This window comes from Variovorax sp. PAMC26660, from assembly GCF_014302995.1.
GTDB lineage: Bacteria > Pseudomonadota > Gammaproteobacteria > Burkholderiales > Burkholderiaceae_C > Variovorax.
Genome location: NZ_CP060295.1, coordinates 3,815,728 through 3,841,027, shown reverse-complemented (window position 1 = coordinate 3,841,027; position 25,300 = coordinate 3,815,728). Strand labels below are relative to the sequence as shown.

Sequence of the window (25,300 nt, the reverse complement as noted above, 5' to 3'; positions counted from 1 at the left end):
CGATTCTGCTTCGGTGCGCCGGGCGGCCTCCCTAGCGAGAACCCGCTCAGTGGCAAGAAACGCAGTCAGCGCGCAGGCGCAGGGCGGCGCCAGCCATACCAGGCACACACGACCACCGGGATGCCCAGCGCGAACCAGGCAAAGATGTCGCCCAGCCCGCCGTCGCTGAAGAGCGCGGAGATCAGGCCGAAGCTTGTCAGCAAGCCCAGCACGATCGGCCAGCGCCACATGCGCCAGAAGCTGTGATGCTGTTTCATGCCTGCGCTTTCATGGCCGGTGCCGGCTCGGGTTGCGATGCGTCGGGCGCATGTTTTTCATGCGTCACCGCCTTGGTGGATGCGGGCACGGGGTTGCCGCGCTTGAGCCAGAGATACAGCCCGCTGCCCAGCACGATGATGGTCGCGATGTCGAGCAGCGCCCAGAGGATCTGCATCGGCATGCCGCCGTAGTCGCCGAAGTGCAGCGGCTGCGACACGAGCAGCGCCGTCAGGTACCAGGGCATCTTCGGCGCCGCCGTGACTTCGGTGGTCTTGGCATCGACCAGCACCGGCTGCAGCAGCTTGGAAGTGAAGGGCTCGCTGCCGCGCAGGAAGAAGGTGTTGTGGTGCGGGCTCGAGAAAGAAGTACCGGGGAAGGCGATGAACGACAGCTTCATGCCGGGGGCGCGCTGCATGGCCTGCTCCATTGAGCGCTGCACCGAGCCGCGTTCGGACGCCGCCACCACCGGCTCGTTCTTGTAGGGCGCGAGCAGCACACTGAGCTGGTCGTACTGCCAGTACTTGATGACCAGGTCAGCCCACGTGTTGATCATGCCGGTGGAGCCCACCACGAACAGCCACACCAGCGTGACGACGCCCAGCAGGTTATGCAGGTCGAGCCACTTCAGGCGGGGCCGCTTGTCGCGCCGTACCGTGCCGAATTCAAGCTTGCGCATGAAGGGCGAATACAGCACCACGCCCGAGACGATGGCCACCAGCAGCAGCAGGCCCATGAAGCCCAGGAAGAGCTTGCCCGGCAGCCCCGCGAACAGGTCGACGTGCAGCTTGAACATCACGTACATGAAGCCTTCGTCGAACTTCGGCTGTGCAAGCACCTCGCCCGTGCGCGAGTCGACCGCCACCGACTTGAAGTCGTCGGTGGGCGCCGGCGTGGGCGTGAGCGTGACGAACCACAGGCCGTCGTCGTCCTCGGGCTGCGAGGCGAACTGCACCACGCGGTCGGGGTGCTTGGCCTTCGCGATGTCGAGCACGCGGTCCAGGCTGATGTGCGGCGTGCCCGCAGCCATCTTCGGCGCTTCGACGTCCGTGCCCAGCAGGTGCCCGAGTTCGTGGTGGAAGATCAGCGGCAGCCCCGTGATGCACAGCAGCAGCATGAACACGGTGCACACGAGGCTGCTCCACTTGTGCACCCAGGCCCAGGTCTTGATCTTTCGGCTGTTCATGTCGTGGTGGTTGTGGTCTGAGGGCGGATTTTAGAAACGATAAGTCGCGCTCGCGACGATGTTGCGGCGCGAGCCGTACCAGCAATCGCCGCGCGAAAGACAGGTGCTGAAGTACACCTTGTCCGTCACGTTGTTGATGTTGAGCGCATAGCGCCAGCGCTCGGTGTCGTAGGCGAACACGAGGTCGGCCAGCGCCACGCCCGGAATGCGCGGCCCGACGCCGGACTGCATGTCGCGGAACGAACTCATCAGGCGCAGACCCGCGCCGGCCGAGAAGCCGTTCACGCCGCCGATGGAAAACCGGTACTTGGCCCAGACGCTGGCCTGGTGCTTGGGCAGGCCTTCGATCTTCGCGTCGGCGTCGGTGTAGTTGTAGTGGGCGACCAGGTCGACGTTCGAGCCGATGGAGCCCTTGGCCTCCAGCTCCACGCCCCGGGTCCTGGTCTGGCCGAGTTGCGAGAACACCTTGGGCTGCAGCTCGACGATCTGGTTCTTCTCGCGCAGGTCGTACACCGCGGCGCTGAAGGCCAGGGCACGGTCCTTGGGTTCGTACTTCACGCCGGCTTCCCATTGCTCGCCGCGCAGGGGCGTGAAGATGCGGCCTTCGCGCGCCGACTGGGGCGTGAACGATTCGCTGTAGCTCAGGTACGGCGACCAGCCCGATGGCAAGGCGTACATCACGCCGAATCGCTTGGTGGTTGCGCTGCTCTTCTCGTCGTTGCTGCCTTCGGCGCTCGACACGGCCTTGTCGTGGCGCAGGCCCGCCACGAAGATCCAGTTGTCGAACTTGATCTGGTCCTGCAGGTAGAAGCCGTTCTGGCGCTGGCGGGTGCGTGGCCGGGCGGTGCGCTCGGGCACATCGGCATGGCCGTAGACGGGCGCATAGACGTCGATGGTGTCGAAGGTGGTGCCGCCCCAGACGCTCTCGCGCTGGCGCGCGAAGTCTGCGCCCACGAGCAGCGTGTGCTTGAAGGCGCCGGTCTGGAAATGACCTTCGACGTGATTGTCGAGCGTCTGCGTGCGGTTGCGCGTCAGCGAGCTGTCGTAGTAGCGGCCCAGCACGCGCTTGAAGACCGGGTCTGCGGCCCAGCCGCCGGGATCGCTGAAGGAATCGCCGTAGTGGTAGCGGTTGTCGTTCTGGTTGCGCGCGTAGCGGAAGTTCTGCCGCACGGTCCAGTCGTCGTTGAACTTGTGCTCGAACTGCCAGCCGAAGGTCTTGCGCTCGCTGTCGTAGTGGTCGAAGCCCGGCTCGCCGATGAAGCGGCTGGTGGGAACACGGCCGTTGATGCTGGGCAGCAGCGTGCCCTGCCACGGCAGGAACTGCGAGCTGCTGCCGCTCTTGTCTTTTTGCCACAGGCCTTGCAGCGTCAGCGAGGTCGCGGCGTTGGGCCGCCAGGTCAGCGAGGGCGCGATCACGCTGCGGTCGTCGGGGACGTGGTCGACCTGCGTGTCGGACTTGCGCTGCAGGGCGATCAGGCGGTACGACAGGGTGCCGTCCGCATTCAGCGGACCGGTCAGGTCGGCCTGGATCTGCTTGCGGCCGAAGCTGCCGAACTGCACGCCCACTTCGCGTTGCGCCTCCTGCAGCGGCCGCTTGCTCACCATGTTGATCACGCCGGCGGCCGTGCCTGCGCCAAACAGCATGCCCGAGGGGCCGCGCAGCACTTCGAGGCGCTCCAGCGTGTAAGGCTCGGTGCGGGTGGTGCTTGTGTAGTAGCCGTAGGCTTGGCGCAGGCCATCGAGGTAGACGTCGGGCAGCGCACCGCGCACGCGCACGGAATCGTTGCGCGAGTCGAGGCCGTAGGCGTCGGAGCGCACGCCGGCCGCGTAGTTGAGCGCGTCCTGCAGATTGGTTGCGCCCTGGTCGACCATCTGGTCACGGGTGACCACAGTGACGGATTGGGGGGTTTCGGACAGCGGGGTGTCGGTCTTCGTGGCGGTCACGGCGTTCTTCGCGCGGTAGCCGATCACGGGCGATTTCGCGGTTTCGGGCTCGGCGTTTGCATTCACCCGCACTTCCGGCAGCGAACCCGTGCCCGCCGTCTGGGCCAGCACCTGATGCTGCATGTAAATCGCCAGGCACCCCACCAGCACCGATGCGGCTTTGCGCCGCGCCAACAACCTCGTCATTCCTGCTCCACTCCGAAAACACAATTAAGAACCATTCGCATTCTATTAGCCAAAAAGTCTCAATCCGTTCAAATTCCACCCTTGGCGGGGGACGTTGCGTTGTGAAATTGCGTCTTCGATCACAGGCGAAGCGGCTACGATGCCGCGCGCACGGGCTTCTCCGTGCGTTGGCGGCCCTCATGCTCAAGCTCATTGCCTTTCTGTTTCCTGCGCTGCGCGGTCCGGCTCTGCTGCTGATTGCCTTTGCATTGGTGGGCTGTGCAGGCCTGCCTCCCCGGACACCCGAACCACCGACGCTCGCGATTGCCGCTTCGCCCGCCACCGCGCTCGGCCGCGCGGCCGAAAGCCTGAACTCCCCGCCCGACGGGCTGTCCAGCATGCGGCCGTTGATCGAAGCGTCCTACGCGCTCGATGCACGGCTGGAACTGATACGCCGCGCGCAGTCGTCGCTCGATGTCCAGACCTACCAGCTCGGCAACGACAAGACCGGCCGCCTGCTGCTGCGCGAGCTGCGCAATGCCGCCCGGCGCGGCGTGCGCGTGCGATTGCTGCTCGACGATTTCTACACGGCCGGCATGGACCGCCTGCTGCTGGGCCTGGCCGCGGAGCCCAATGCCGAGATCCGCCTGTTCAATCCCTTCGTCAACGCACGCGACCATTCGTCCGGGCGCTGGTTGGAATTCTTCGGTGATTTCCGCCGGCTCAACCACCGCATGCACAACAAGCTGTTCGTGGCCGATGGCGCCATGGCCATCGCAGGCGGACGCAACCTCGCCGACGAATACTTCCTGCGCAGCGAAAGCGCGAACTTCATCGATTTCGAGCTGCTCATGGCCGGCCCGGTGGTTCCCCAGGCCGCCGCCATCTTCGACACCTACTGGAACAGCGACGTGGTCTACCCGCTGCAGCGGGTCGCCAGCACCAGCCTGACGCCGGAAAAGCTGAAGGCCGATTTCGACGCCGACACCTCTTCGGCCCACGCCCCGCCGCCCGACCCCTTGCCCATCACCGACATGCTGGGCGACCTGCCGCTGGCCGCGCAACTCGCGAACATCGACGAGGTGAAATGGATGCGCGCCGAAGCACAGGCCACCGCCGACAGCCCCAACAAGGCGCTGGGCGTCATGACGCATCCCACCGAATCGCTGGCGCAACGCTTTCACGAAATGATGGCGACTGCCCAGTCGAACGTGGTGGTGATCTCGCCCTACTTCATTCCGGGCGACGAGGGCATGGCCCGCATCCGCATGGGGCGCGAGCACGGCGTGAACATCACGGTGATCACCAACTCGCTCGCCGACAGCGACGAGCCGCTGGTCAACATCAACTACAACCGCTACCGCGTCGACATGCTCAAGCTGGGCGTGAACCTGTACGAAGTCAGCACCCAACAGCTCAAGCGCAGCGGACAGTTTCGCGACCTGCTCAAGAAAGCACGCGGCCGGCTGCATGCCAAGCTGGCGCTGGTCGACCGCCAGTGGGTGCTGCTCGGCTCCATGAACCTCGACCCGCGCTCGGCCCTGCTGAACACCGAGTTCGGCGTGCGCGTGCGCAGCTTCGACCTGACGCAGGCGCTGCTGTTCGCCTACCAGCTCGACGACATCGAAGGCGTTTACCGCGTCGTGCTCAAGCCCGACGGCGAGAACGTGCAGTGGATCGGCACCGGCGACGTCAACAACGAGGTGCTCGACAGCGAGCCCGATTCGAGCATGCTGACGCGGCTGCAACTGCTGCTCTTTTCCTGGTTCGTGCCCACGGACCAGTTGTGAGTCGAGCAGCCCCGCCTTGAAAAATCATCTCGACCTGCCGATCAACTTCGAGCAATTGCGCACCTTCGCGCTCGTCATCGAGCTGGGCAGCTTTTCCGCAGCGGCCGAGCGGCTGGGGCTGACCCAACCGGCCGTGAGCGTCCAGGTGAAGCAGCTTGAAAAGCGCCTGGCCGTTCGCCTGGTCGAACGGGTCGGCCGCGGGGTCGGGCCGACGCCGGCTGGCGCGGACCTGATGGCGGAGCTTCCCGGCCTCGCAGCGGCCGTGTCCAACGCAATCAGCGCCGCCACGGTTCATTCGGAAAGCGTTGCGGGCCGCGTGCGGCTGGGAACCGGTGGAACCAGTTGCCTGTACCTGTTGCCTACCGTGCTGCGAGACCTTCGCATGCACTACCCGCTGCTGAACATCGTCGTGAGCACGGGAAACACCGAGAGCTATGTGCGTCGCGTCGAGGACAACACGGTCGACGCCGCGGTGGTCACGCTGCCGGTCACGTCGCGCGCGCTGGCCGTGACGCCGATCCTGCAGGACGAGTTTCTGGCCGTCTGCCAGCGCGGCGACTGCCATTGGCCGGCCGAGGTCACGGCGAGCGACCTGGAATCGCTTCCGTTGGTGAAGTTCGCTTCCGAAGCCAGCGCGCGGGGCCTCGTGGACGATTGGCTGCGCGCCGGTGGCCGCACCTCGGCGCCCGTCATGGAGTTCGACAGCGTCGCGGCCATCAAGGAAATGGTGGCGTCGGGGCTGGGGGTGGCGATCCTGCCGAAGATGGCGGTGACAGGGCGAGGACATCACCCCGAACTCGAACTGCGGCCGCTCTCCCCCAAGCTGTACCGCACGCTGGCGCTCATCACCCGCAATGACAAGCCGCTGAGCAAGGGCCTGCAGAAGCTGATCGAAGGCATTGTCGCAGCGGGAAAAGCGGTCGGAGCCGCCAGCGCACGCTGACCCTACGCGCCTGACGCATCCGTTGGCATGCCGGCCTCTGCATCGCATTGCCGGTCCAGAAGCACGAGCGTTTCCGCCAGCACGCGAACGCCCGTGGCCACTTGGTCCTGGTCCGCCCACTCCTCCTGGCAATGGCTGCGCCCGTTGAGACAGGGGATGAAGATCATCCCCATCGGGCCGGCCGACGCCACATGCATGGCGTCGTGGCCCGCGCCGCTGGGCAACGTCCGGTGCCGCAGCGCCAGCTGGTCCGCAGCCTGGCCGATGGCGCGCTGGACCAGACCCGAACACGCGACCGGCGGCGTCTGCGTCAGCGGTGCGGCGCTGGCTTCGACCCTCAGCCCTTGAAGACTGTCGCGGCACAGGGCCAGCAGGCGCTCTGGAAAGGTGTCCAGCACGGCCTGCGAATCGCTGCGCACTTCGAGCACCATGTCGACCCGGCCGGGCACGGCGTTCGGCACGTTGGGGCTCAATGCCAGCCGCCCGACCGTTGCCACCACGTAGTGCGGTTGTCCGTTCATTGCACTCGCCTCGCGGTGCGCCGCATCGATCACCCGGGCAGCGCCCACCAACGCATCGCGGCGAATGTCCATCGGCGTGGTGCCGGCGTGGTCAGGCTGGCCGGTCACGGTGATCGCCACGCGACGTATGCCGACGATATGGCTGACCACGCCGACGGGAAGCCCTTCGCTCTCCAATACGGGACCTTGCTCGATGTGCAGCTCGACGAATGCGGCGATGCTCCCCGGTCCCCTGGCCGCATGCGTCAGCGCTTCGGGCCGGGCACCGATGCGCCGCATCGCCTGCGCCAGGCTCTCGCCGGCGTCGTTGCACAAGGACAGCATGGCTTCGTCCAGCGTGCCGGCGAACGCGCGGCTTCCCACGCAGGAAACGCCGTAGTCGCTGGGCTCCTCGGACAGGAAGTCGATCACCTCCAGCGGGTGGCGAAGCGACACCCCGCTGTCTTGAAGCGACTGCGCCACCTCGATGCCCGCGAGCACGCCCAGGATGCCGTCGAAGCGGCCGCCACCCACCACGGTGTCGCAATGCGAGCCCGTCACCAGAGGTGGAAGCCCCGCTTGAGTCCCCTCGCGACGGCCTGTCAGATTGCCGGCGGCGTCGACATGTACCGTCAACCCGGCTTGCTCGAACTGCGCGCGCAGCCAGTCGCGGGATTGCACGAATTCGGCTGAAAAGGCGCGACGTGTCCACGGAACATCGGGACGGGTGAAAGCGGCGAGTGCGTCGATCCGCTGCCAGAGGCGGTCCGGCTGGATGGGAAATGAAGGATTCATTCCGCATGTTGACCCACACTGCGCCATCCATGAAGAGCGGGCACGTGATGCGCCCCATAAGTATTCTTTGGGGTTCGCCGCTGCTGATGCCGGCGACCCGCTTCAGCGCACTCCTACTTCAGCGTCATGGCAAACACATGCATGACCGCGCCGTTGTCGGTCTGGAACGGCAGCGTCACGCTCTTGACCATCCGCTGCTTGTCGAGCGCCGCGTCCCAGTAGAAGACGAACGCCTTGGTGGTGTCCGCCTTCCCGCTCTTGTCGATGCGGTGGTCCGTGGTCAACGCCACCTTGTTGTACGCGCCGACCTTGCCCCCGCCACCGCCAAGGGTCCAGTCGTCGAAGCGCAGATCGAAGTCTTGGCTGGTGCCGTCGGTGTAGGTCACTGTCAGCTTGCCCGTGGGCGCCGTCGACGCGACAGTGGCACTGCCGAGCAAGGCCAGCGTGCCCGCTGCCTGCGGTGTGGCGAAGCTCAAGGTCTGCCCCTGGACGACCATGTTGTCGAGCCCTGCCTTGCCATCCGGCCATCTAAAATCGATGCCGTTGAACGACACGGTGCCGCCCGGCGTCGCGCCCACCCCGGCCAGCGCCTTGGCAGAGTAGCTCCAGCCGCCCATGTCGAAGGTGTAGCCCTCCAGCGACCGGTCGGTGGCCTGGTCGTCGGTGCCGATGCCATGGTTGTTCAGCGCCGCGTCCAGGTTGTCGAAACCATCGAGCCCGAACGACGGCATGCGTGCAGCGGAGTCCTTGCCCCACTGCGATTCGCTGGCGCCCAGCGCAAAACCCAGTGTCGATTCCTTCTTGAGGTCCGCCAGCCACACCCACGGCGTGTCGATGGCTTGACCGTCCAGCTTCAGGCTCTGGATGTACGGCGCATCGGCGCCTGCGCCGGAAGCATCGAGCGTGAGCTTCTTCGCACCGTCCGCCCAGTGGATCACAACCTGGTCGAAGACCGGGCTGCCGATGGTCAGGCCACCGACTGACGGGATCTCGGGGTAGAGCCCCATCGCCGCCCACACGTACCAGGACGACACGGCACCGAGGTCATCGTTGCCCGGCAGGCCGCCTTCATCGTCGAAGAACACGGTGTTGATGACGTCGCGCACCACCTTCTGGGTACGCCATGGCGTGCCGGTCCAGTTGTAGAGCCACGGTGTCGCAAAGCTCGGCTCGTTGCCGACGTAGAAGTTCGGCTTGTTCATGCCCGCGTTCAGGTCCTGGAAGAACGCATCGAGCCGGGTAACCGCCGCGGCGTTGCCGCCGATCAGCCCGATCAGGCCGCGCGCGTCGTACGCCGACATCCAGGTGTATTGCTCTGCATTGCCCTCCACCATGTCTGCATTGGCCGTCGGGTTGAACATCCAGTTGCCGTTGCGGTAACGCGGCAGGAGCTGCTTGCGGTCGACGTTGAACTGGTTCTTCCAGTTGGCCGAGCGGCTCAGGAACAGGCGATGGTTCGTCGTGTCGCCCAGCGCTTTGGCCATCTGCGAGGTCGCGAAGTCGGCCGTCGCGAACTCGAAGGTCAATGAGCCGGCCCACCAGCCGTTGTCCTTGCCGGCATAGCCGCGCGTCAGGTAGTCGCCCATGCGGTTGGCGTCGTCGCGCAGGCCGCTGCCGGTGCACTTGAGATCGGCCTTGCTGCCGACCAGGGTCATGTAGCCAAGCGCCTTCTTCGCGTCGAAGTTCGTCGCACCGAAGGCGTAGGCGCCCGCGACCGTCGGCACGCCGGAGTCGCCCGGCATGATGCCCTGGTCCGAGTTGACCGGCGCCCAACGTGGAATGGCACCGCACTGGTCGGCGTCGTTGACCAGCGACTGCATCATGTCGCTGGCCTCTTTCGGAAACAGCATGCCAGTCAGCGGCATCAGGCTGCGGTAAATGTCCCAGTTCGAGAAATTGACGTACTGGGTGCGACCGTCCTGCACCTGGTGCACCGCCTGGTCGAAGCCGATGTAGTCACCGGTCACGTCGCTGTTGATGTTCGGCGAGAGCAGCGAGTGGTAGAGCGCCGTGTAGAACTTGCGCTTCTCGGTCAGCGTGCCACCGCGCGTCTCGATGGCGTTCAGCCGGTCGTTCCATGCGTCCGCTGCGGCGGTGCGCACGGTGTCGAAGCTCCACTCAGGGCTTTCCTTCTCCAGGTTCTTGCGCGCGTTGTCGCTGCTGACGTAGGACAGGCCGATCTTCATCATCACCGCGGGGTTGCTGCCGGTGACAAAGCTCACTTTGGCCTTGCCCGCCTTGATGGTGGCTGTGATCTCGCGATCGAACTTCGCGTAGAAGTACAGCTTGTACCTGCGTGCGCCGCAGAAATTACCACCGACCGTGGAGCCCGAAAGGCCATCCTTTCCTTCCATCTGGATCGTGCCCGTGGTGGACGCGATGGTGTTGGTGCGGGTGGCATCGATCACCAGGTACGGCTTCTTGCGGGTGCTGTCCAGGGCCGATTGCGCCGGGTAGGTGAAGCGGCCGAAACCGGTGCGGGAAGTGGCCGTCAGCTCGGTGGTCACGCCGTCTTTCAGCGTGACCTTGTAGTAGCCAGGGCTGGCCTCTTCGTCCTTGTGGTCGAAGTTTTCCTTGGCGCCGGGGCCGATGGAGCCGGTGTCGAAGGTCGGCATGACCGGCAGCTCGCCCGCATTGCCATCGCAGCCCGAGCCGCTCATCTGCGTGAGCGGAAAACCGGTGATGGTCTTTTCTTTGTAGATGTAGCCCACGGGATGGTCGTTGCCGCCGTTGCTCGGCGTCATCGGTGTCCACTGCACCATGCCAAAGGGCGTGGTCGCTCCGGGGAAGGTGCCACCGCGCGCACCGGCCGGCACGGGATCGGAGGCCGGCTTGGTCGCGTCCGCCGTGCCGACGAAGGGGTTCACATAGCTGGTCAGCGACTGCTTGGCAAACAGTTCGGCCGCTGGAAGCGGTGCGGTGCCATTCACCGCAAGCACTTCCGTGACCGCAGGCGCGCTGGCGTCCGCGATGGCGACCGGATCGCCGCCGCTTGCACCACCCGCCGCGCCGACCGGAAGGCCGGCCACCGGCACGTTGGAGCCGCTGCCACCGCCACAGCCAAGAAGGAACGCCACGCTCAGGGCGACCGCAAGCACTGTTTTCCGCTGAATCTTCATGATCATGTTTCCTTGATTTCCATTGATGGGGGCGGCACGCGCTCCAGGCGATGCCGATGCGGCTGCGGCCGCTCCGTTGCGCAGCAAGCTGTGCCGCTCAACCCGGCGACGCTGTCGCCCTGGTGTAGTCCGCTGCGGGCCCCGATGGGGGCGTCAATGCCGGATCTGAAGCCCAGTCGGTGGGCGTGGGCGACAGCGTGTAGCTGAGCGTTCCGCCATCCTTGATCTTGTCCAGCGGCAGCCACGAGCCTGCGTAGGTCGTCCCGTTGAACTTCATCTCGCCGATGTAGCGCACGTCGTCGAGCAGCGCCTGACGGTCAGCCTCGATCCGCAATTTCTTTCCGTTGCCCAGCCAGAGGGTCATGCCCGAGAACTGCGGTGTCGACACGGCCAGGCCCGGCGCCGACGGAATCACCGGATAGAGGCCCATCGCCGCCCACACGAACCAGCCCGAAGTCGCGCCCATGTCGTCATTGCCCGGCAGGCCACCCGGATCCAGGGAGAAGTTCTTTCGCAGGATGACCGGAATGATGTACTGCGCGTACTTGGCCGAACCGATCCAGTTGTAGGCCCACGGCGTCTGGAAGGCCGGCTCGTTGCCGATGTAGTAGTCGCTCGAATTTTCCCCGCCGTTCAGGTCCTGCCCAGTCGGCTCGCGCCCCTTGAATGGGTCCGCGGCATCCAGCGAGAACAGCTTGCCGAGCCGGTCCAGCGCGCTCGACTTGCCTCCGAGCTTTTCGGCGAGACGGGTCCAGTCGTAGGCGAACGTCCAGATGTAGTTGGCCTCGGTCGACTCGTGGAAGTCACCGCTGCCTGCCCACACACCGGCGGCAGTCTTCGACTGCAGCGACTTCGTGGTGTCGTTGAAGATGTTCTGCCAGTTGCCGGCCCGCTTGAGCACCTTCTGAATTACGCCCTGGTCCGCAACCCTCGTATCGGGGAGCGCATCGAGAAACGCCCCGACCGAGCGGTCCGTCGTGATCGCTTCGAGCGTTGTCGACGAGGGCTTGTCAAATCTCTTGCCGGAAGGAATCCAGCCGAGGTTGATGTAATCGATGCGGCTGTCGCCCGGCTTGCCGATCGCGAACTTGTCGTTGCATTGGCCGTTCGTGTCGCCGACCGCCTGAAGCATATATTTCCGGGCCGTCGCCAGATCGAACTTTCTCGCGCCGAACAGATAGGAGCCGGCAACGACGGTGGGTGCGTGGTCGCCATTCATCGGCACGGTGTCTTCGCTGCCGTCCACCCAGTGCGGGAAGGCGCCGCATTGCTGCGCGTCGGCCACCAGCGACTGCATCATCTCGCTGGCCTCGTTCGGCGCGATCAGTGCCAGCAACTGCGACTGGCTGCGGTAGGTGTCCCACATCGAAAAGCCGCTGTAGTGGGTCTTGTAGCCCGCGTCCTTTCCATCGACCTTGAACTTGTAGTTGGCGACGTTCTCGTTCGCTCGCGGAGGCAGCACGCCGCTGGATTGCGAAAGATCGACCTGCTTCATGCTGCGGTAGTCGCCATTGACGTCGCTGTAGACCGTCGGGCCGCTGTAGACGCGGTAGAGGGCCGTGTAGAACTTTGTCAGATTGGTGGTGGCGTCGCCCTTCTTCTTCGCGTCCACCTTGTCGACTTCACCCGGCTTCGCAAGATCGAGCTGGACGACATTCAGCCGGCGGTTCCAGGTGTTCTCGGCTGCCGTCCTGACCGTGACGAAAGACCAGTCTGCGTTTTCCGCTTCGAGGTTCTGCCTGGCGTTGGCGGTGCTGACCGAGGAAATTCCGACCTTGACCTGCACGGCGAGGTCCGTGCCGCTCAAGTCGAACTGCAGGATCGCCGCTTTCCCCGACACGGCGGCGCTTGCCTTCAGCGGCTTGTCGAAGGTTGCGTAGTAGTAGACGGGCTGCTTCCACGTGCCACCGCAGAACTCGTTCGCGACAGCGGTTCCGGAAACGGATTTGCGGTCGTCGCTCAACGCAATGGCCGTCAGCCCGGTGTAGGACACACCGTCCTGGTTGGGGTTGTTGCGGGCCGAGTCGATGACGAGAAAGGCCTTGTCCTTGTCCGCGTAGCTGATCTTTGCCATGCCGGTGCGCGTCGTCGCGGTCAGCTCGCTGGTGATGCCGTTGTTGAACTTCACCTTGTAGTAGCCGGGTGCGGCCGACTGGTTGGCCTTGGTGTAGGCAAGACCGTCCGAGGGAATGCCGGTGCCCACGTCGTTCGGCAGAAGGGCCACGGCCCCCTGCCCTCTGCAGCCGGGCCCGTTGAGATGGGTCATGCTGAAGTAGCGGATGGCCGCGTCGTCGTAGTAGTAGCCGCCCGAGCCGTAGCCCCACGGCGATCCGCTTCCCCTGGTTTCGGGGCCGAAACTCACCATGCCGAACGGTGTCTGAGCACCCGGATTGACGTTGCCGGAATGGCCACTGCCGGTGTCGGAGATCTTTGTTCCGACAAAGAGATTGACGTACTTCGTCAACGGAATATCGACCCGCACTTCCTGTGCGGGCGCCGGCAACGTCGTGCCGCCATCAGGCCCGGTGGCCGATGCGCCCACGACCTCGGGAGTGCCCGCGCCGGTTGCCGTTGTCGATGGTGGAACGGCCTCCTGTGCGGGCCCCGGCAACGTCGTGCCGCCATCAGGCCCGGCGGCCGATGTGCCCGCGACCTCGGGGGTGCCCGTGCCGGTTGCCGTTGTCGATGGCGGAACGCTGAAGCTGCCAGAGCCTCCACCGCCACAGCCACCCAGCAACAACACGACGATCAGCCCCGCTGCCAGGCTTTTGCATGCGCTTTTCTTTTTCATGTTGTCTCCCTTGCTGCTTGCACATCGCTCGTGGTCCGAGCGCCAAACGGCCGCAGTGTATGCACGGCCTCCATGCAAGCGCTCTTGTGATTTCCCGAACGAAACACAGCGCTGGGAACGCAACAAGCTTGCGTTGGCTTCTGTTCTCGCGCAGCGAGCGGTGCGCGTGAAGGACTGCCTCGACAACCCGCGACGGTCACAGCAACAATGGCGTCTTCCAAGTGAGAACAACACCAAAGAACGAACCATGCCCGTGACCATCCGCGATGTGGCCGAAGCCTCCGGCGTCTCCATCAGCACCGTCTCGCGTGCGTTGAAGAACCAGCGCGGCCTGTCCGACGAGACACGTCGCATGATCCGGAAAGTGGCGCGAGAGATCGGCTACAACTCGGGACGGTTGCGCGGGGCCAAGGCCAAGCAGTTGGCCTTCATGGTGCACCGGCAGCACAGCCACTTTTCGACCAATCCGTTCTTCTCGGACGTGCTGCACGGCGTCGAGGAGGCGTGCCGCAAGTTCGGCATCGTGCCCACGTTGCTGACCTGCGGGCCGACCGATCCGATCCGCGAGCAGTTGCGCATGCACGAGCCCGACATGGTGCTCGCGGCCGGCTACTTCGAGAGCGAAGTGCTCGACATGGTCGCCGGACTCGACCTGCCGATCGCGCTGATCGACTGCTCGCTGCGGGACCTTCCTTCGGTGAACCCCGACAACGCGTTGGGTGGCTACCTGGCCACGCAGCACCTGCTGGACATCGGGCGTCGGCGCATCGCCTACATCGCGGGCTCGCTGGCGCACGTGAGCATCCTGGAACGTGCGCAGGGCTATCGTCGGGCGCTGTTCGAAGCCGGCATCCTGGCCGACCCGGAACTGGAAGTGGTGGCACCGCCCGGGCAATTGCACGACCTGGGCGCCTCGGCGGCCATGCAGCAGTTGCTGCGGCTGCGCCGGCCACCGGATGCCGTGTTCGCCTACAACGATGCCGCAGCGCTGGCGGCGCTCGCGGCCTGCCGGCAGGCGGGCCTGTCCGTTCCCGGAGACATCGCCATCGTCGGCTTCGACGACACCCTGGCGGCCGCGCAAGCCAACCCGCCGCTGACGACCCTGCGCGTGGACCGGCAAGAGCTTGGCCGTTTCGGCGTCGAGCTGGTGATGCAGGGGCCTTCCATGCCCCGATTCAACACGCTGCCAGTCGAGTTGATCGTGCGGGCAAGCACCCGGGCCTGACGCCTGTCTCGAAGGCCATGCCGTGCGATCTGCGCGGTATGGCACCAGGTGTTTTGTTGCGCTGGGCACGCTGTGTTTCGTCCGGGAAATCACACGAGACCGCGCGAAATCACGCTCCTACACTGCGTGCCGTCACACATCAGGCCCTCTCACACGAGGCTCTTTGGCAAGTGGCAATACGCAGCACAAAAAAGAGGAGACACCACATGCCAACGCACTGCACGCACAACCGCCGTATGCCCGCGCGCTGTCCCCTGCTGCCATCCGGTGAACCCGCACCCTGCGGCGCCACCGCGCGTCCTCCTTCTCACGAACGCTTCGCACATCGCCCGATGAGGCGATAGCGCGCCCCTTCCCCCTCTTCGTTCGAACGCAACACCGCCGGTTTCGGCCGGTGCGGGAGAGCTTTTTCCCGAAGCGGTCGCACGCCCCCTTGCCCCCATCCCACAACAACCACCCCGACCAAGGAGACAACCGTGAAATTCAAGTTGAACCGATTCGCCACTGCCGCCATCGTGCTGCTCGCTGGATTCCAGGGGCTGGCCCACGCCCAGCTGACGGATGCACCGCCTGAAGCCGAGGTGAAGACCGACCCCACCAAGGACTTCATCAAGAAGGTCAACGACGCCACCGGCCTGGAGTTCTGGGGCTATGGCCGCGGCGGCTTCTTCGGCGCGCCCAAGGGTGCGCCCAAGGGCGGCTACTCGCTCGGCGGCGACCTGCAGAAGTACCGCCTGGGCAACGAGGGCGACAACTACCTGGAATTCGGCATCGGCAAGAAGTTCGACCTGGGCGACGGCATCAAGTGGGGCGTGTTCTACATGCCCACGATCTACAACGGCAAGAGCGGCACGGCGCAGGCGTACTTCTCGCTCAGCGGCATCTTCGGCAACAGCGCCACGCTATGGGCCGGCCAGCGCTACCACCGCATCCAGGATGTGCACATCGTGGACAAGTGGGTGGTGGAGGACGGCGACAACTACGGCGCCGGCATCGACGACATCCCCCTTGGCGGCCTCGGCCGGCTCAACGTGGCCGTGCACACCGCGGACTCCGTCGACAACAAGAGCGGCAATCCGAACAACGCCAAGCGCATCAACGTGCAGTGGCGCGACATCCCGACGAACCCCGACGGCAAGCTCACGGTGACCGGCGGGCTGGTCTCGGGCAACTTCGCCAAGGGCAAGGACGGCGGCGCGCTGGGGCTCATGCACATCCAGAAGAATTTCCTGCTGCCGGGGCTGAAAAACATCTTCATCGCGCAGGCGTCCAGCGGGCACGCCTCGCTCAGCGGCAAGTTCTACAACCTGGACAACAGCACCACGACCACGGGGCTGCTGCTGCCGCCGGGCTTCGGTGCATCCGCGTCCGACACCTTCCTGTTCGCGCCGCTGGTGGAGCGCACGGTGGTGACGCCGCAGGCGGGTGCCAAGCAGCGCCGCATCCTGGACTCGATGGACTTCCAGATCGGGCGCTTCGGCGGCCAGACGCTGATCGGCTACCAGACCACGCGCCCGGACAACGGGCCCGAGACGAAGGACTTCACGCTCGGGCAACGACCTGGTGCTCTCCATCGCAGGCACGACCGACAAGGTCACGCTGCAGCGTCTTCGGATCGAAACGGTCTTGGCTGCGCCACATTCAACCTGCAGCGCAGCCAAGATAGCGTCACCATATTTGCCGTGGCGATGCGAAGCAAAAGACTCATCCCGGACTCATCCGATGCAGGGACCTTTGACACGGGCAGGTTACGACGCTCGGGCATATGGGCACCCCACGTCGGACGCGTCGCCGAAAGCTGCTCGGAAAGCTCTTGCCGCGTGCGATTCCAGCAAAACGCGGCCCCCCTCGTTCGCGGCACAAAGGCAGCACTCCGTGACAAACCGCTTGAAGGTGCGTGCGTTCCCTTCTACGAGTCTATGCAGCGTTTTGAGCCCGCTGTCGCTCAGGAACATGGTCAGATCGAACCCAGAGCATTGCCGTAGAAATGCATGGGCAAAGTTCACCCATTCGTCGTCGTAGAGGAAATTTTCTAAGCGCTCATGTGTCGCCACTCGACTCGCGAGCGAGGGATCGGTCTCCTCAAGGTTTGAGAGTAATCGTGATCCCAACAGCACGACGCCAACGCCGGTGTCATCGATGACCTCGCAGAGGTAGTCTGTCGCGGATGTCCCGTCGCCTTTTGTGGATGCCAGCCGTCGCATCTGAGGGCGAAGCAGATTGGACGCCTCGTCGACGCCGATCAGCTTGGTTTTTTTCTGCCGGATCGCCTCCTTGGTGATATTGATCCTTGGCTCCAGAGTTGCGCCTGAGGCACTTCGGATCGGGTAGCCATAGCAGCGCAAGACGGACGCCACCAGTTGGCCTGCAGCGGCGTTCTTTTTCGCACGAATGGTAATCACCCTAAGTTCGTCGCTGAAGAGCGTTTGCTTCGGCAACGAAGCTGCGAAGTACCGCAAGACCGAGGATTTCCCCGTCCCCACCGGGCCCTCAAGGCACATCCCCTGCGGCATCGACGTCTCCCTGGCAAGCTCGTAAATGCGGCTCACCGCGTTGACTGCGCGCAAGAATTGGGCATGCGCGACGAATACTTCATCGACAGGCAACGCCGCCTTCAAGGCATCGATTGAGTAAGTTCGATAGCGCCGCTCCAGGACCTGGCGCTCCTCGATCTCATAATCCGTCAGGTCGGTATCCACCGCAGGCTCGACCATCCTCATAGTGACCTCATCCGAAAGCCCTCGTACGATGGGGTATCAGGTAGGGTGAAGCAGACCTCCTCCGGCGCGATGATCTGCGAGGCGGGCGTTGGTGGCCGAATCTCAACGTCGTCGGCCAGCACAATCTGGTTGGAAGACAACCCCGAAAACTTCGCCGCGGTACGCAGATCCTGACGGCGATTGCGTCGTGCCAGGGGATTCATCCACAGTTCGTGAAGCTCCTGCTTTGCACGCATCAATCGCTCCTGGTCGCCACCGGCCACATGCTTTTCGCGCGCGTGCTTGCGGATGAGCCCATGCTGGACCCAGGACAGGCCCTCGGTGTATTCGCGCCGCAGGCTCGGCACCACCAATGCCCGCGAGGACACCGAGTTGTGCGCGCGTTCGGTTCTGAAGCTTTTCGTCAATCTGCCCTGAACACGATCAGCAAGTCTTTCGCTTGCATCCGGTCGCCGGGCTTCACAAGCAGCCGCTCGACAATCCTGGCGCGATCAGCCGTCATGTGCGTTTCCATCTTCATGGCCTTGAAGGACAGCAACGTCGCACCGGGCTCTACGCGTCGGCCTTCCGAAACGGCGACTGTCACGACGCGCCGGGCATCGGTGCGCCGATCTGCAAGGGGTTTCCAGGCTCGGCCTGATCACGCTGGAGCGCGCTTCCGGCCGCGTCTGACCGCGCCGCGATGACGGTGCGCGATTGACCATTGAATTCGCACCGAACCTTGGTCGCACCGGAAGACTCGTCATCGTGCAGGCCCTGCAAGCTCAAGATTATGGATTGCCGGGCCTACGTTGAACAAACCGCCATCTATGCAGTGGCAAAGGGCAAGCGAGTGGCCATCCTGTGTGTCCTCGATTGCAGCGCGAAGGACTCCGCTCCATGGCCGGCTGCCGAAGGTCTTGGGGTCCTGATGTCTGCACCTCCTGCGGCCGTTACGGTCGCCACCGTGGTCATGCAGGGAAACATCACGCGACCGAGCAAACTGTCCCGTTAAGCACGCGCGGTGAGTCTCGGCCCCTGTGTAGGTTGCGCAACACAGCGATTGCGGCCGCGACACAGCCCCGAGGTCTCCTTTTGGATCATAGCCGCCGGTCGATCGGTGAAGATGAGGGACAGCAACCGCTGCAAACCGGATGTTCGTCATGCGACCTCTGAGGGATGCAATGACCGATGAGTTGAGCTCGGTGCGAAGGAGGTTTTCCGCCGAGGTTGCTGTTCTAAATCTCGCCGACTGAACTTGTTACCCCTCTTCTGTGCCCCCTGGCGACGCACTTAATCTGCAGGGGCGAGCACCCGAATTTTATCCGGGTAGATCTACCCGTAGCCAGCAAAAGCCCGGTGGCGCACTCGCAAAAATCAGGGTCGCTTGTAATTACATAAAAAAGCACGGGCGTGCAATTCCGAGTTAGATGAGAAAAGTTCAGAGTTAGCTGAGAACCGACACCTGCCCCTCGGGCAACGCCCCCCGCCCTTGAAAGGCCGCCGATTGCCCTTATCATTAGCACTCGCTGATGATGAGTGCTAACAGCCCTCGCTCCCAGTCGATGGGCCGCCGGTCTTCCAGTTCGGCGCCCGACCACAAACCCGTTTCTTATCCATATCCAGGAGATGCAATGAAACTTCGTCCTTTGGCCGATCGCGTGATCGTCAAGCGTGTTGACAGCGAAACCAAGACCGCCTCCGGCATCGTCATCCCCGACGCAGCCGCCGAAAAGCCCGATCAGGGTGAAGTCCTGGCCGTGGGCCCGGGCAAGCGCACCGACAAGGGCGAACTGACCGCACTGACCGTCAAGGTCGGCGACCGCGTCCTGTTCGGCAAGTACAGCGGCCAGACCGTCAAGGTCGATGGCGACGAACTGCTCGTGATGAAGGAAGACGACCTGTTCGCAGTCGTCGAGAAGTAAGTCTTCTCCCTTTCGATCCATTCAATCCAATCCATTCGGAGTTAATTCATCATGGCAGCAAAAGACGTAGTCTTCGGCGGAGAAGCCCGCGCACGCATGGTCGAGGGTGTCAACATCCTGGCCAACGCAGTCAAAGTGACCCTGGGCCCCAAGGGCCGCAACGTGGTGCTCGAACGCTCGTTCGGCGCCCCCACCGTGACCAAGGACGGTGTGTCGGTCGCCAAGGAAATCGAACTCAAGGACAAGCTCCAGAACATGGGCGCCCAGCTCGTGAAGGAAGTGGCTTCCAAGACTTCGGACAACGCCGGTGACGGCACCACCACCGCGACCGTGCTGGCACAAGCCATCGTTCGCGAAGGTTTCAAGCTGGTGGCTGCCGGCATGAACCCGATGGACCTGAAGCGCGGCATCGACAAGGCCGTGACGGCCCTGGTCGCCGAGCTGAAGAAGGCTTCCAAGCCCACCACCACCTCGAAGGAAATCGCGCAAGTCGGCTCGATCTCGGCCAACAGCGACGAAACCATCGGCAAGCTCATCGCTGACGCGATGGACAAGGTCGGCAAGGAAGGCGTGATCACTGTCGAAGACGGCAAGTCGCTGGACAGCGAACTCGACGTCGTCGAAGGCATGCAGTTCGACCGCGGCTACCTGTCGCCCTACTTCATCAACAACCCCGAGAAGCAATCGGCGCTGTTGGACAACCCCTTCGTGCTGCTGTTCGACAAGAAGATCAGCAACATCCGTGATCTGCTGCCGGTGCTGGAGCAAGTCGCCAAGGCTGGCCGTCCGCTGCTGATCATTGCCGAAGAAGTCGAAGGCGAAGCCCTGGCTACGCTGGTCGTGAACACGATCCGCGGCATCCTGAAGGTTGTGGCTGTCAAGGCACCTGGCTTCGGCGACCGCCGCAAGGCCATGCTGGAAGACATCGCCATCCTGACGGGCGGCAAGGTCATCGCTGAAGAAGTGGGCCTGACGCTCGAAAAGGTGACGCTGGCCGACCTGGGTCAAGCCAAGCGCATCGAAGTGGGCAAGGAAAACACGATCATCATCGACGGCGCCGGCGCTGCTGGTGACATCGAAGCCCGCGTGAAGCAAGTGCGCGTTCAGATCGAAGAAGCGACCAGCGACTACGACCGTGAAAAGCTGCAAGAGCGCGTGGCCAAGCTGGCCGGCGGCGTTGCAGTGATCAAGGTTGGCGCTGCCACCGAAGTCGAAATGAAGGAAAAGAAGGCCCGCGTCGAAGACGCCCTGCACGCCACCCGCGCTGCAGTGGAAGAAGGCGTTGTGGCTGGCGGCGGCGTGGCTCTGCTGCGTGCCAAGCAAGCTGTGGGCGACTCGGTCAAGGGCGACAACGCTGATCAAGAAGCCGGCATCAAGCTGGTGCTCAAGGCCATCGAAGCGCCCCTGCGCGAAATCGTGAACAACGCCGGCGGCGAAGCCTCGGTGGTGGTGAACGCTGTGTTGGCCGGCAAGGGCAACTACGGCTTCAACGCTGCGAACGACACGTACGGCGACATGCTCGAACTGGGCATCCTGGACCCGACGAAGGTCACCCGCACCGCGCTGCAAAACGCAGCATCGGTGTCCTCGCTGCTGCTGACGACCGAAGCCATGATCGCTGACGCACCGAAGGACGAATCGGGCGCCGGCGGCGGCATGCCTGACATGGGTGGCATGGGCGGCATGGGCGGCATGGGCATGTAATGCCCGGCTGAGCACTGCTCACCAAAACAAAAAAGGGCCGCGCAAGCGGCCCTTTTTTATTGCGCGCCCCGTTCGTTCAACGGAATTGGTCGCGCAACGCCATGTACAGCACCTGGAAGCGCGCATGGCGCGTCTTGTGTCCATCGGCGCCTTCGGACGAAGGCACCAGCTTCTGCTTGACCGGCGGCAGCGTACACACCTCGGCCACCGCGCCACCGTGGGCCAGCCATGCCAGGCGCGCCGCACCGAGCGCCCCGCCCGTCTCGCTGCCCGCGTACAGCGTGAGCGGCACCTGAAAGATGTCGGCCAGCAGCTGGCCCCACCAGATGCTGCGCGCACCGCCGCCCACCAGCGCGACTTCGCGCAGTGGCATGTCGGCCGGCAGGCGCAGGGTGTCGAAGCCGTCGCGCAAGCCGAAGCTCACGCCCTCGACCACCGCATAGGCGATCTCCGCCGGGCCGTGCGCATGCGTCAGCCCGAACAGCGCGCCCTGTGCATTCGGGTTGTTATGCGGTGAGCGCTCGCCCGACAGGTACGGCAGGAACAGCGGGCATCGCGCCCGATCCACCAGCGCAACCGATGCCGCCGCTTCGAGCAGCGCTGCCTCGTCGGCAAACTTGAATGCCTTCACGGCCCAACTCACCGCGCTCGCGGCGGAAAGCATCACCGACATCTGGTGCCAACGCTTCGGCAGCGCATGGCAAAAAGCATGCATCGCCTGCGCGGGATTCGGCAAGAAGCGATCGGTCGACACGAACACCACGCCTGAAGTACCGAGCGACACAAAACCCTGTCCCGGCTCGACCAGCCCCATGCCGACCGCGCTGGCCGCGTTGTCGCCCGCACCGCCTGCGATCTTCACGCCCTCGTGCAATCCCCAGCGCGCCGCAAGCTCGGGCTTGAGTTGCGCCGACACCTCGCTGCCTTCGACCAGCCGCGGCATGTGATCGCGCGTCAGCCCCGTGGCTGCGAGCAGTTCGTCGGACCAGTCGCGTGCCCCCACGTCGAGCCACAGCGTGCCCGCCGCGTCCGACATCTCGCTGACCGCCTCGCCACTGAGCATGAAGCGCAGCCAGTCCTTGGGCAGCAGCACGCGCGCCACGCGCTTGAATATCTCGGGTTCGTGCTCGCGCACCCACAGCAGCTTGGGCGCAGTGAAGCCGGGCATCGCAAGGTTGCCCGCGATCTCGCCCAGGCGTGGCACGGCGCGCGTCAGCGCCTCGCACTGCGCGCCACTGCGCCCGTCGTTCCAGAGGATCGCCGGCCGCAGCACCTCGCCCGCCGCATCGAGCAGCGTGGCGCCATGCATCTGGCCCGACAGGCCGATGGCACGCACCGCCGACAGCGCCTCGCCATGCGCGGCCCGCAGGTCCGCCATGACCTGCTCCAGCGCCTGCCACCACTGGCCCGGTGCCTGCTCCGACCAGAGCGGTTGCGGTCGTTCGACCGTGAGTGCTGCACGTGCCACGCCAACGATGCAGTGATCGTCGGCGAGCAGCAGCGCCTTGAGCTCGGACGTGCCGAGGTCGAGTCCCAGATACAAGATAGTTCTCCCTGATTGCGCCTTGAAAACCCGGCGCTCGTCAGCCGAAGCGTGTGTCGGCCTGGCGCCTGAATTCGCTCGGCGTCATGCCCTTGATTTCAAGAAAGCGCCGGTTGAAGTTCGCCACGTTGTTGAAGCCCACCTGGTAGCAGATGTCCGTCACGTAGTGGTCGGTCTGCATCAACAGATGGCAGGCGCTGTTGATGCGCACGCGGTTGACGAAGTCGGTGAAACTGTTGCCGGTGGAGCGCCGGAAGAACCGGCTGAAACGGCTCTCGCTCATGCCCAACTCGGCCGCCACGTCCGACATCGAGATCGGCTCCGCCATGTTGTTGGTGATGCGGTTGACGATGCCGTTGATCTGGTCGACCTGCGCATCACCGTCTGCGCCCTGCGCGCCCTGCATCTGCACGCTCGACAGCAGCCGGTAGTCGGTGCATTGCGCCAGGTCGGCCATGAACTCGAAGAACAGCCCCAGGCGGCGCACGCCGCGCGCAGCCTTGATGCTGTCCCAGTGCGCCTGCGCCTGCTGCGACATGCCGAAGAACTCGATGCCGTGGCGCGCGCGTTCGAGCAACTGCATCACCTCGCGCAGCTCCGGAATATCAGAGGCGGCGCGCTCGATGGGCTCGTGGCGAAACTGGATCACGCGGTCTCGCCCGGCAGCGCCGCCTTCAGGCACGTCGAGCGAAATCCAGTTGTGCGGCAGCCGTGGCCCACACAGCACCAGGTGCCCTGGCTGGAACGGCCCGATCCAGTCGCCGATGAAGGCCTTGCCCGATGTCTCGGTGATCAGGTGCAGCTCGTAGTCTTCATGGAAGTGCCATCGCACCAGCGGGCTTGGAAAGCCGTGCGCCAGGCAGCGCACGAGGCCGGTTTCTTCAGGCGCCTCGTAGCCCAGCGAGGGCGAGCGCGCAAAGTCGCGCTCCAGCTCCGGCTGGCGCTGACGGGGAATCGCGCGTTTGCGTGTGGAGGTTGTCATGGCAGCACCGATCAGAACCGGGAAGCGACGGCCCCATTGTCTTCCTGCGCGAGTGCGGCGTGAACGGCTTCCAGCGTCGGTGGGTCCGCGCCCTCGCGGGTGCAGTTCAGGGCGGCGGCGGTGGCGGCAAAGCGCATCACCTCTTTCCAGGCCTCGTCGCCCAGCGCGTTGAGCTGCTCCGGCCGCTCGACGCCATGCGCCAGCAGCGAGACCGACAGCCCCGCAGTGAAAGTATCGCCCGCGCCGATGGTGTCGACCACCTTCACGCGCGGCGCGGCCACGGTCAGTGCCTCATGGCCCGTGCGCCAGAGCGTGGCGCCGTCACCGCCGCGCGTGACGATCACGGCACGCGCGCCAGCCGCAAGGCAATCGGCCGCAAGCGCCTCGACCGGCTTGCCCGGTGCAAGCAACTCTGCATCTTCATCGCTCAGCTTGACGAGGTCAGCCATTGCAAACCAGCTTGAGGCACGCGTCCGGTAGGTGGCCATGTCGGCAATCAGGCTGGGCCGCACATTCGGATCGAACACGATCACGCAGCGACCCGCGTTCGCCGCAATCAAATCGGCGATGCGCGTGGCGGCCGGGTCCTGCAGCAGCGAGATCGAACCGAAATGCAGGAAGCGGCACTCCGCCGGCAACTGCGGCAGCGGTTCGGGCGCCCAAGTGGCATCGGCACTGCCGCGCGTGTAGAAGGCATAGCGATTGGTCTGCGGCGTGCGCTCGACAAAGGCCAGCGTCGAGGGCGCGTTGCTGCGCAGGATGAAGCTGGTGTCCACGCCGTTGCGCTCAAGAAAGCCCATCAGCCGCTCGCCGAACAGGTCGGTCGACAGTTGCGTGAGAAAGCCGGTCGGCTGCCCAAGCCGCGCACAGGCCACGGCCGTGTTGAGCGGCGAGCCGCCTTCATGGCCCAGGAAGGCCAGGGTGCCCGCCTCGCTGGCGGTGAAATCGATCAGGGCTTCGCCCGTGAGTGCAATGCGCATGGTGCTTCGGTTTTTGATCAGGGCAAGGCGCGCGCATCCGCCAGGAAGCCGCGTTCGGCGGCCAGCGTGGCGGGATGGTCGAGCAGTTCGACAAAGAGGCGCGGCGGAATGGTGATGGCTCCCACGCCGAGCCCCAGCAGGGACAAGTAGGCTTCACGCGAGCGGATGCTGGCGACCAGCAGGCGCGTGCCCGACGAAGGCCGCTGTGCCACGAGCGATTGCATCTGAGCAATCAACGCCAGTCCGCTCACGCCCGCGTCTTCGAGCCGCCCGAGGTACGGCGCCGCGTAGGCCGCACCCAGTTGCGCCGCGAAGTGCGCTTGCTCAGGCGCATACACCGCAGTGAACGTGACCGGCACGCCCTGCGCGATGAGCCGGGCGCCGGCATCGAGGCCCTGGCGCGTGGCGGGAATCTTGATGACCAGTTGGCCCCGGTCGAACTGCGACAGCAGGGCCTGCGCGTCTTCGAGCATGCCGTCGACCTCGCTCGAATACACCTGCGCCTGCACCTGGCGCGCGCCCAGTTCGATGCAGCGCTTGAGCAGGTCAGGCACAGCGGCGCGGCCAACGCATGCGCGCTGCAGCAGCGTGGGATTGGTCGTCACGCCATGAACCACCGGGTGCGGCAGACAGGTCTTCAACTCTGTCAGGTCAGCACTGTCGAGGTACAGGTGGAAATCTTCGTTCATGGGGTGCACGCTGCAAAAGAAATCGATCTTCTCACTGTGCTGTGCGTAAGTCGCCGCGCCAAAGG

General features: G+C 64.7%; 19 protein-coding genes and 1 pseudogene. 6 read left to right on the top strand and 14 right to left on the bottom strand.

Annotation, left to right across the window (positions count from 1 at the left end; all coding sequences use genetic code 11):
• Window positions 1-65 precede the first annotated feature (65 nt).
• Genes H7F35_RS18150 through H7F35_RS18140 form a run of 3 tightly spaced genes read right to left on the bottom strand, consistent with a single transcriptional unit; the run spans window position 66 to window position 3,571 of the window.
• Window positions 66-257, bottom strand: coding sequence for a hypothetical protein (locus H7F35_RS18150; protein WP_187108002.1), 192 nt, complete (start codon window positions 255-257; stop codon window positions 66-68).
• Window positions 254-1,441: a PepSY-associated TM helix domain-containing protein gene (locus H7F35_RS18145; RefSeq protein ID WP_187108001.1), complete on the bottom strand. Its 1,188-nt coding sequence runs from the start codon at window positions 1,439-1,441 to the stop codon at window positions 254-256. Before H7F35_RS18145 ends, H7F35_RS18150 begins: the two co-directional genes overlap by 4 nt.
• Window positions 1,442-1,471: 30 nt before the next feature.
• Window positions 1,472-3,571 (bottom strand): TonB-dependent siderophore receptor, encoded by a 2,100-nt coding sequence (locus H7F35_RS18140; RefSeq protein WP_187108000.1) that lies wholly within the window; start codon window positions 3,569-3,571, stop codon window positions 1,472-1,474.
• Between the two features lie 179 nt (window positions 3,572-3,750).
• On the opposite strand from H7F35_RS18140, the gene H7F35_RS18135 reads away from it, so the two are divergent.
• Both H7F35_RS18135 and H7F35_RS18130 read left to right on the top strand, forming a co-directional pair.
• Window positions 3,751-5,340, top strand: coding sequence for a phospholipase D family protein (locus H7F35_RS18135; RefSeq protein WP_187107999.1), 1,590 nt, complete (start codon window positions 3,751-3,753; stop codon window positions 5,338-5,340).
• 16 nt (window positions 5,341-5,356) lie between these two features.
• Window positions 5,357-6,283, top strand: a complete 927-nt coding sequence (locus H7F35_RS18130; protein ID WP_187107998.1) for a LysR family transcriptional regulator — start codon at window positions 5,357-5,359, stop codon at window positions 6,281-6,283.
• 2 nt (window positions 6,284-6,285) lie between these two features.
• On the opposite strand, the gene H7F35_RS18125 is transcribed toward H7F35_RS18130, so the two are convergent.
• From H7F35_RS18125 to H7F35_RS18115, 3 genes are all read right to left on the bottom strand, one after another.
• Window positions 6,286-7,578: a Zn-dependent hydrolase gene (locus H7F35_RS18125; protein WP_187107997.1), complete on the bottom strand. Its 1,293-nt coding sequence runs from the start codon at window positions 7,576-7,578 to the stop codon at window positions 6,286-6,288.
• A 113-nt stretch (window positions 7,579-7,691) separates the two neighbouring features.
• Entirely contained in the window at window positions 7,692-10,697 is a 3,006-nt protein-coding gene (locus tag H7F35_RS18120; protein ID WP_261803267.1) for a GH92 family glycosyl hydrolase, read from the bottom strand.
• Window positions 10,698-10,794: 97 nt separating this feature from the next.
• Window positions 10,795-13,488, bottom strand: coding sequence for a GH92 family glycosyl hydrolase (locus H7F35_RS18115; RefSeq protein ID WP_261803266.1), 2,694 nt, complete (start codon window positions 13,486-13,488; stop codon window positions 10,795-10,797).
• 247 nt (window positions 13,489-13,735) lie between these two features.
• On the opposite strand from H7F35_RS18115, the gene H7F35_RS18110 reads away from it, so the two are divergent.
• Both H7F35_RS18110 and H7F35_RS18105 read left to right on the top strand, forming a co-directional pair.
• Window positions 13,736-14,713, top strand: coding sequence for a LacI family DNA-binding transcriptional regulator (locus tag H7F35_RS18110; RefSeq protein ID WP_187107995.1), 978 nt, complete (start codon window positions 13,736-13,738; stop codon window positions 14,711-14,713).
• Window positions 14,714-15,189: 476 nt separating this feature from the next.
• The gene (locus tag H7F35_RS18105) at window positions 15,190-16,698 is read left to right on the top strand and encodes a carbohydrate porin (protein WP_187107994.1); all 1,509 of its coding nucleotides are present in this window, start codon (window positions 15,190-15,192) and stop codon (window positions 16,696-16,698) included.
• Between the two features lie 117 nt (window positions 16,699-16,815).
• Here the strand turns inward: H7F35_RS18105 and H7F35_RS35150 are convergent.
• From H7F35_RS35150 to H7F35_RS18090, 4 genes and pseudogenes are all read right to left on the bottom strand, one after another.
• Window positions 16,816-17,427: pseudogene (locus H7F35_RS35150) on the bottom strand (TniB family NTP-binding protein); the annotation flags it as partial.
• A gap of 2 nt (window positions 17,428-17,429) precedes the next feature.
• The gene (locus tag H7F35_RS18100; protein ID WP_187107993.1) at window positions 17,430-17,840 is read right to left on the bottom strand and encodes a hypothetical protein; all 411 of its coding nucleotides are present in this window, start codon (window positions 17,838-17,840) and stop codon (window positions 17,430-17,432) included.
• Window positions 17,837-18,019 (bottom strand): biotin/lipoyl-containing protein, encoded by a 183-nt coding sequence (locus H7F35_RS18095; RefSeq protein ID WP_187107992.1) that lies wholly within the window; start codon window positions 18,017-18,019, stop codon window positions 17,837-17,839. Before H7F35_RS18095 ends, H7F35_RS18100 begins: the two co-directional genes overlap by 4 nt.
• Window positions 18,016-18,201, bottom strand: a complete 186-nt coding sequence (locus H7F35_RS18090) for a hypothetical protein (RefSeq protein ID WP_187107991.1) — start codon at window positions 18,199-18,201, stop codon at window positions 18,016-18,018. The genes H7F35_RS18095 and H7F35_RS18090 overlap by 4 nt, the downstream gene beginning before the upstream one ends.
• 845 nt (window positions 18,202-19,046) lie before the next feature.
• On the opposite strand from H7F35_RS18090, the gene groES reads away from it, so the two are divergent.
• Both groES and groL read left to right on the top strand, forming a co-directional pair.
• The gene (groES, locus tag H7F35_RS18085; RefSeq protein ID WP_093125512.1) at window positions 19,047-19,337 is read left to right on the top strand and encodes a co-chaperone GroES; all 291 of its coding nucleotides are present in this window, start codon (window positions 19,047-19,049) and stop codon (window positions 19,335-19,337) included.
• Window positions 19,338-19,388: 51 nt separating this feature from the next.
• Window positions 19,389-21,041, top strand: coding sequence for a chaperonin GroEL (groL, locus tag H7F35_RS18080; RefSeq protein ID WP_099795250.1), 1,653 nt, complete (start codon window positions 19,389-19,391; stop codon window positions 21,039-21,041).
• Window positions 21,042-21,117: 76 nt separating this feature from the next.
• On the opposite strand, the gene xylB is transcribed toward groL, so the two are convergent.
• Genes xylB through H7F35_RS18060 form a run of 4 tightly spaced genes read right to left on the bottom strand, consistent with a single transcriptional unit; the run spans window position 21,118 to window position 25,235 of the window.
• On the bottom strand, window positions 21,118-22,584 hold the full coding sequence (xylB, locus tag H7F35_RS18075) for a xylulokinase (RefSeq protein ID WP_187107990.1): 1,467 nt from the start codon (window positions 22,582-22,584) through the stop codon (window positions 21,118-21,120).
• Between the two features lie 40 nt (window positions 22,585-22,624).
• Window positions 22,625-23,566 carry an AraC family transcriptional regulator gene (locus H7F35_RS18070; RefSeq protein WP_187107989.1) on the bottom strand — a complete coding sequence of 314 codons (942 nt, stop codon included), beginning with the start codon at window positions 23,564-23,566 and terminating at the stop codon, window positions 22,625-22,627.
• An 11-nt stretch (window positions 23,567-23,577) separates the two neighbouring features.
• Window positions 23,578-24,546, bottom strand: a complete 969-nt coding sequence (locus H7F35_RS18065) for a carbohydrate kinase family protein (protein ID WP_187107988.1) — start codon at window positions 24,544-24,546, stop codon at window positions 23,578-23,580.
• A gap of 17 nt (window positions 24,547-24,563) precedes the next feature.
• Window positions 24,564-25,235, bottom strand: coding sequence for a transaldolase family protein (locus H7F35_RS18060; protein ID WP_187107987.1), 672 nt, complete (start codon window positions 25,233-25,235; stop codon window positions 24,564-24,566).
• Window positions 25,236-25,300: the final 65 nt, after the last annotated feature.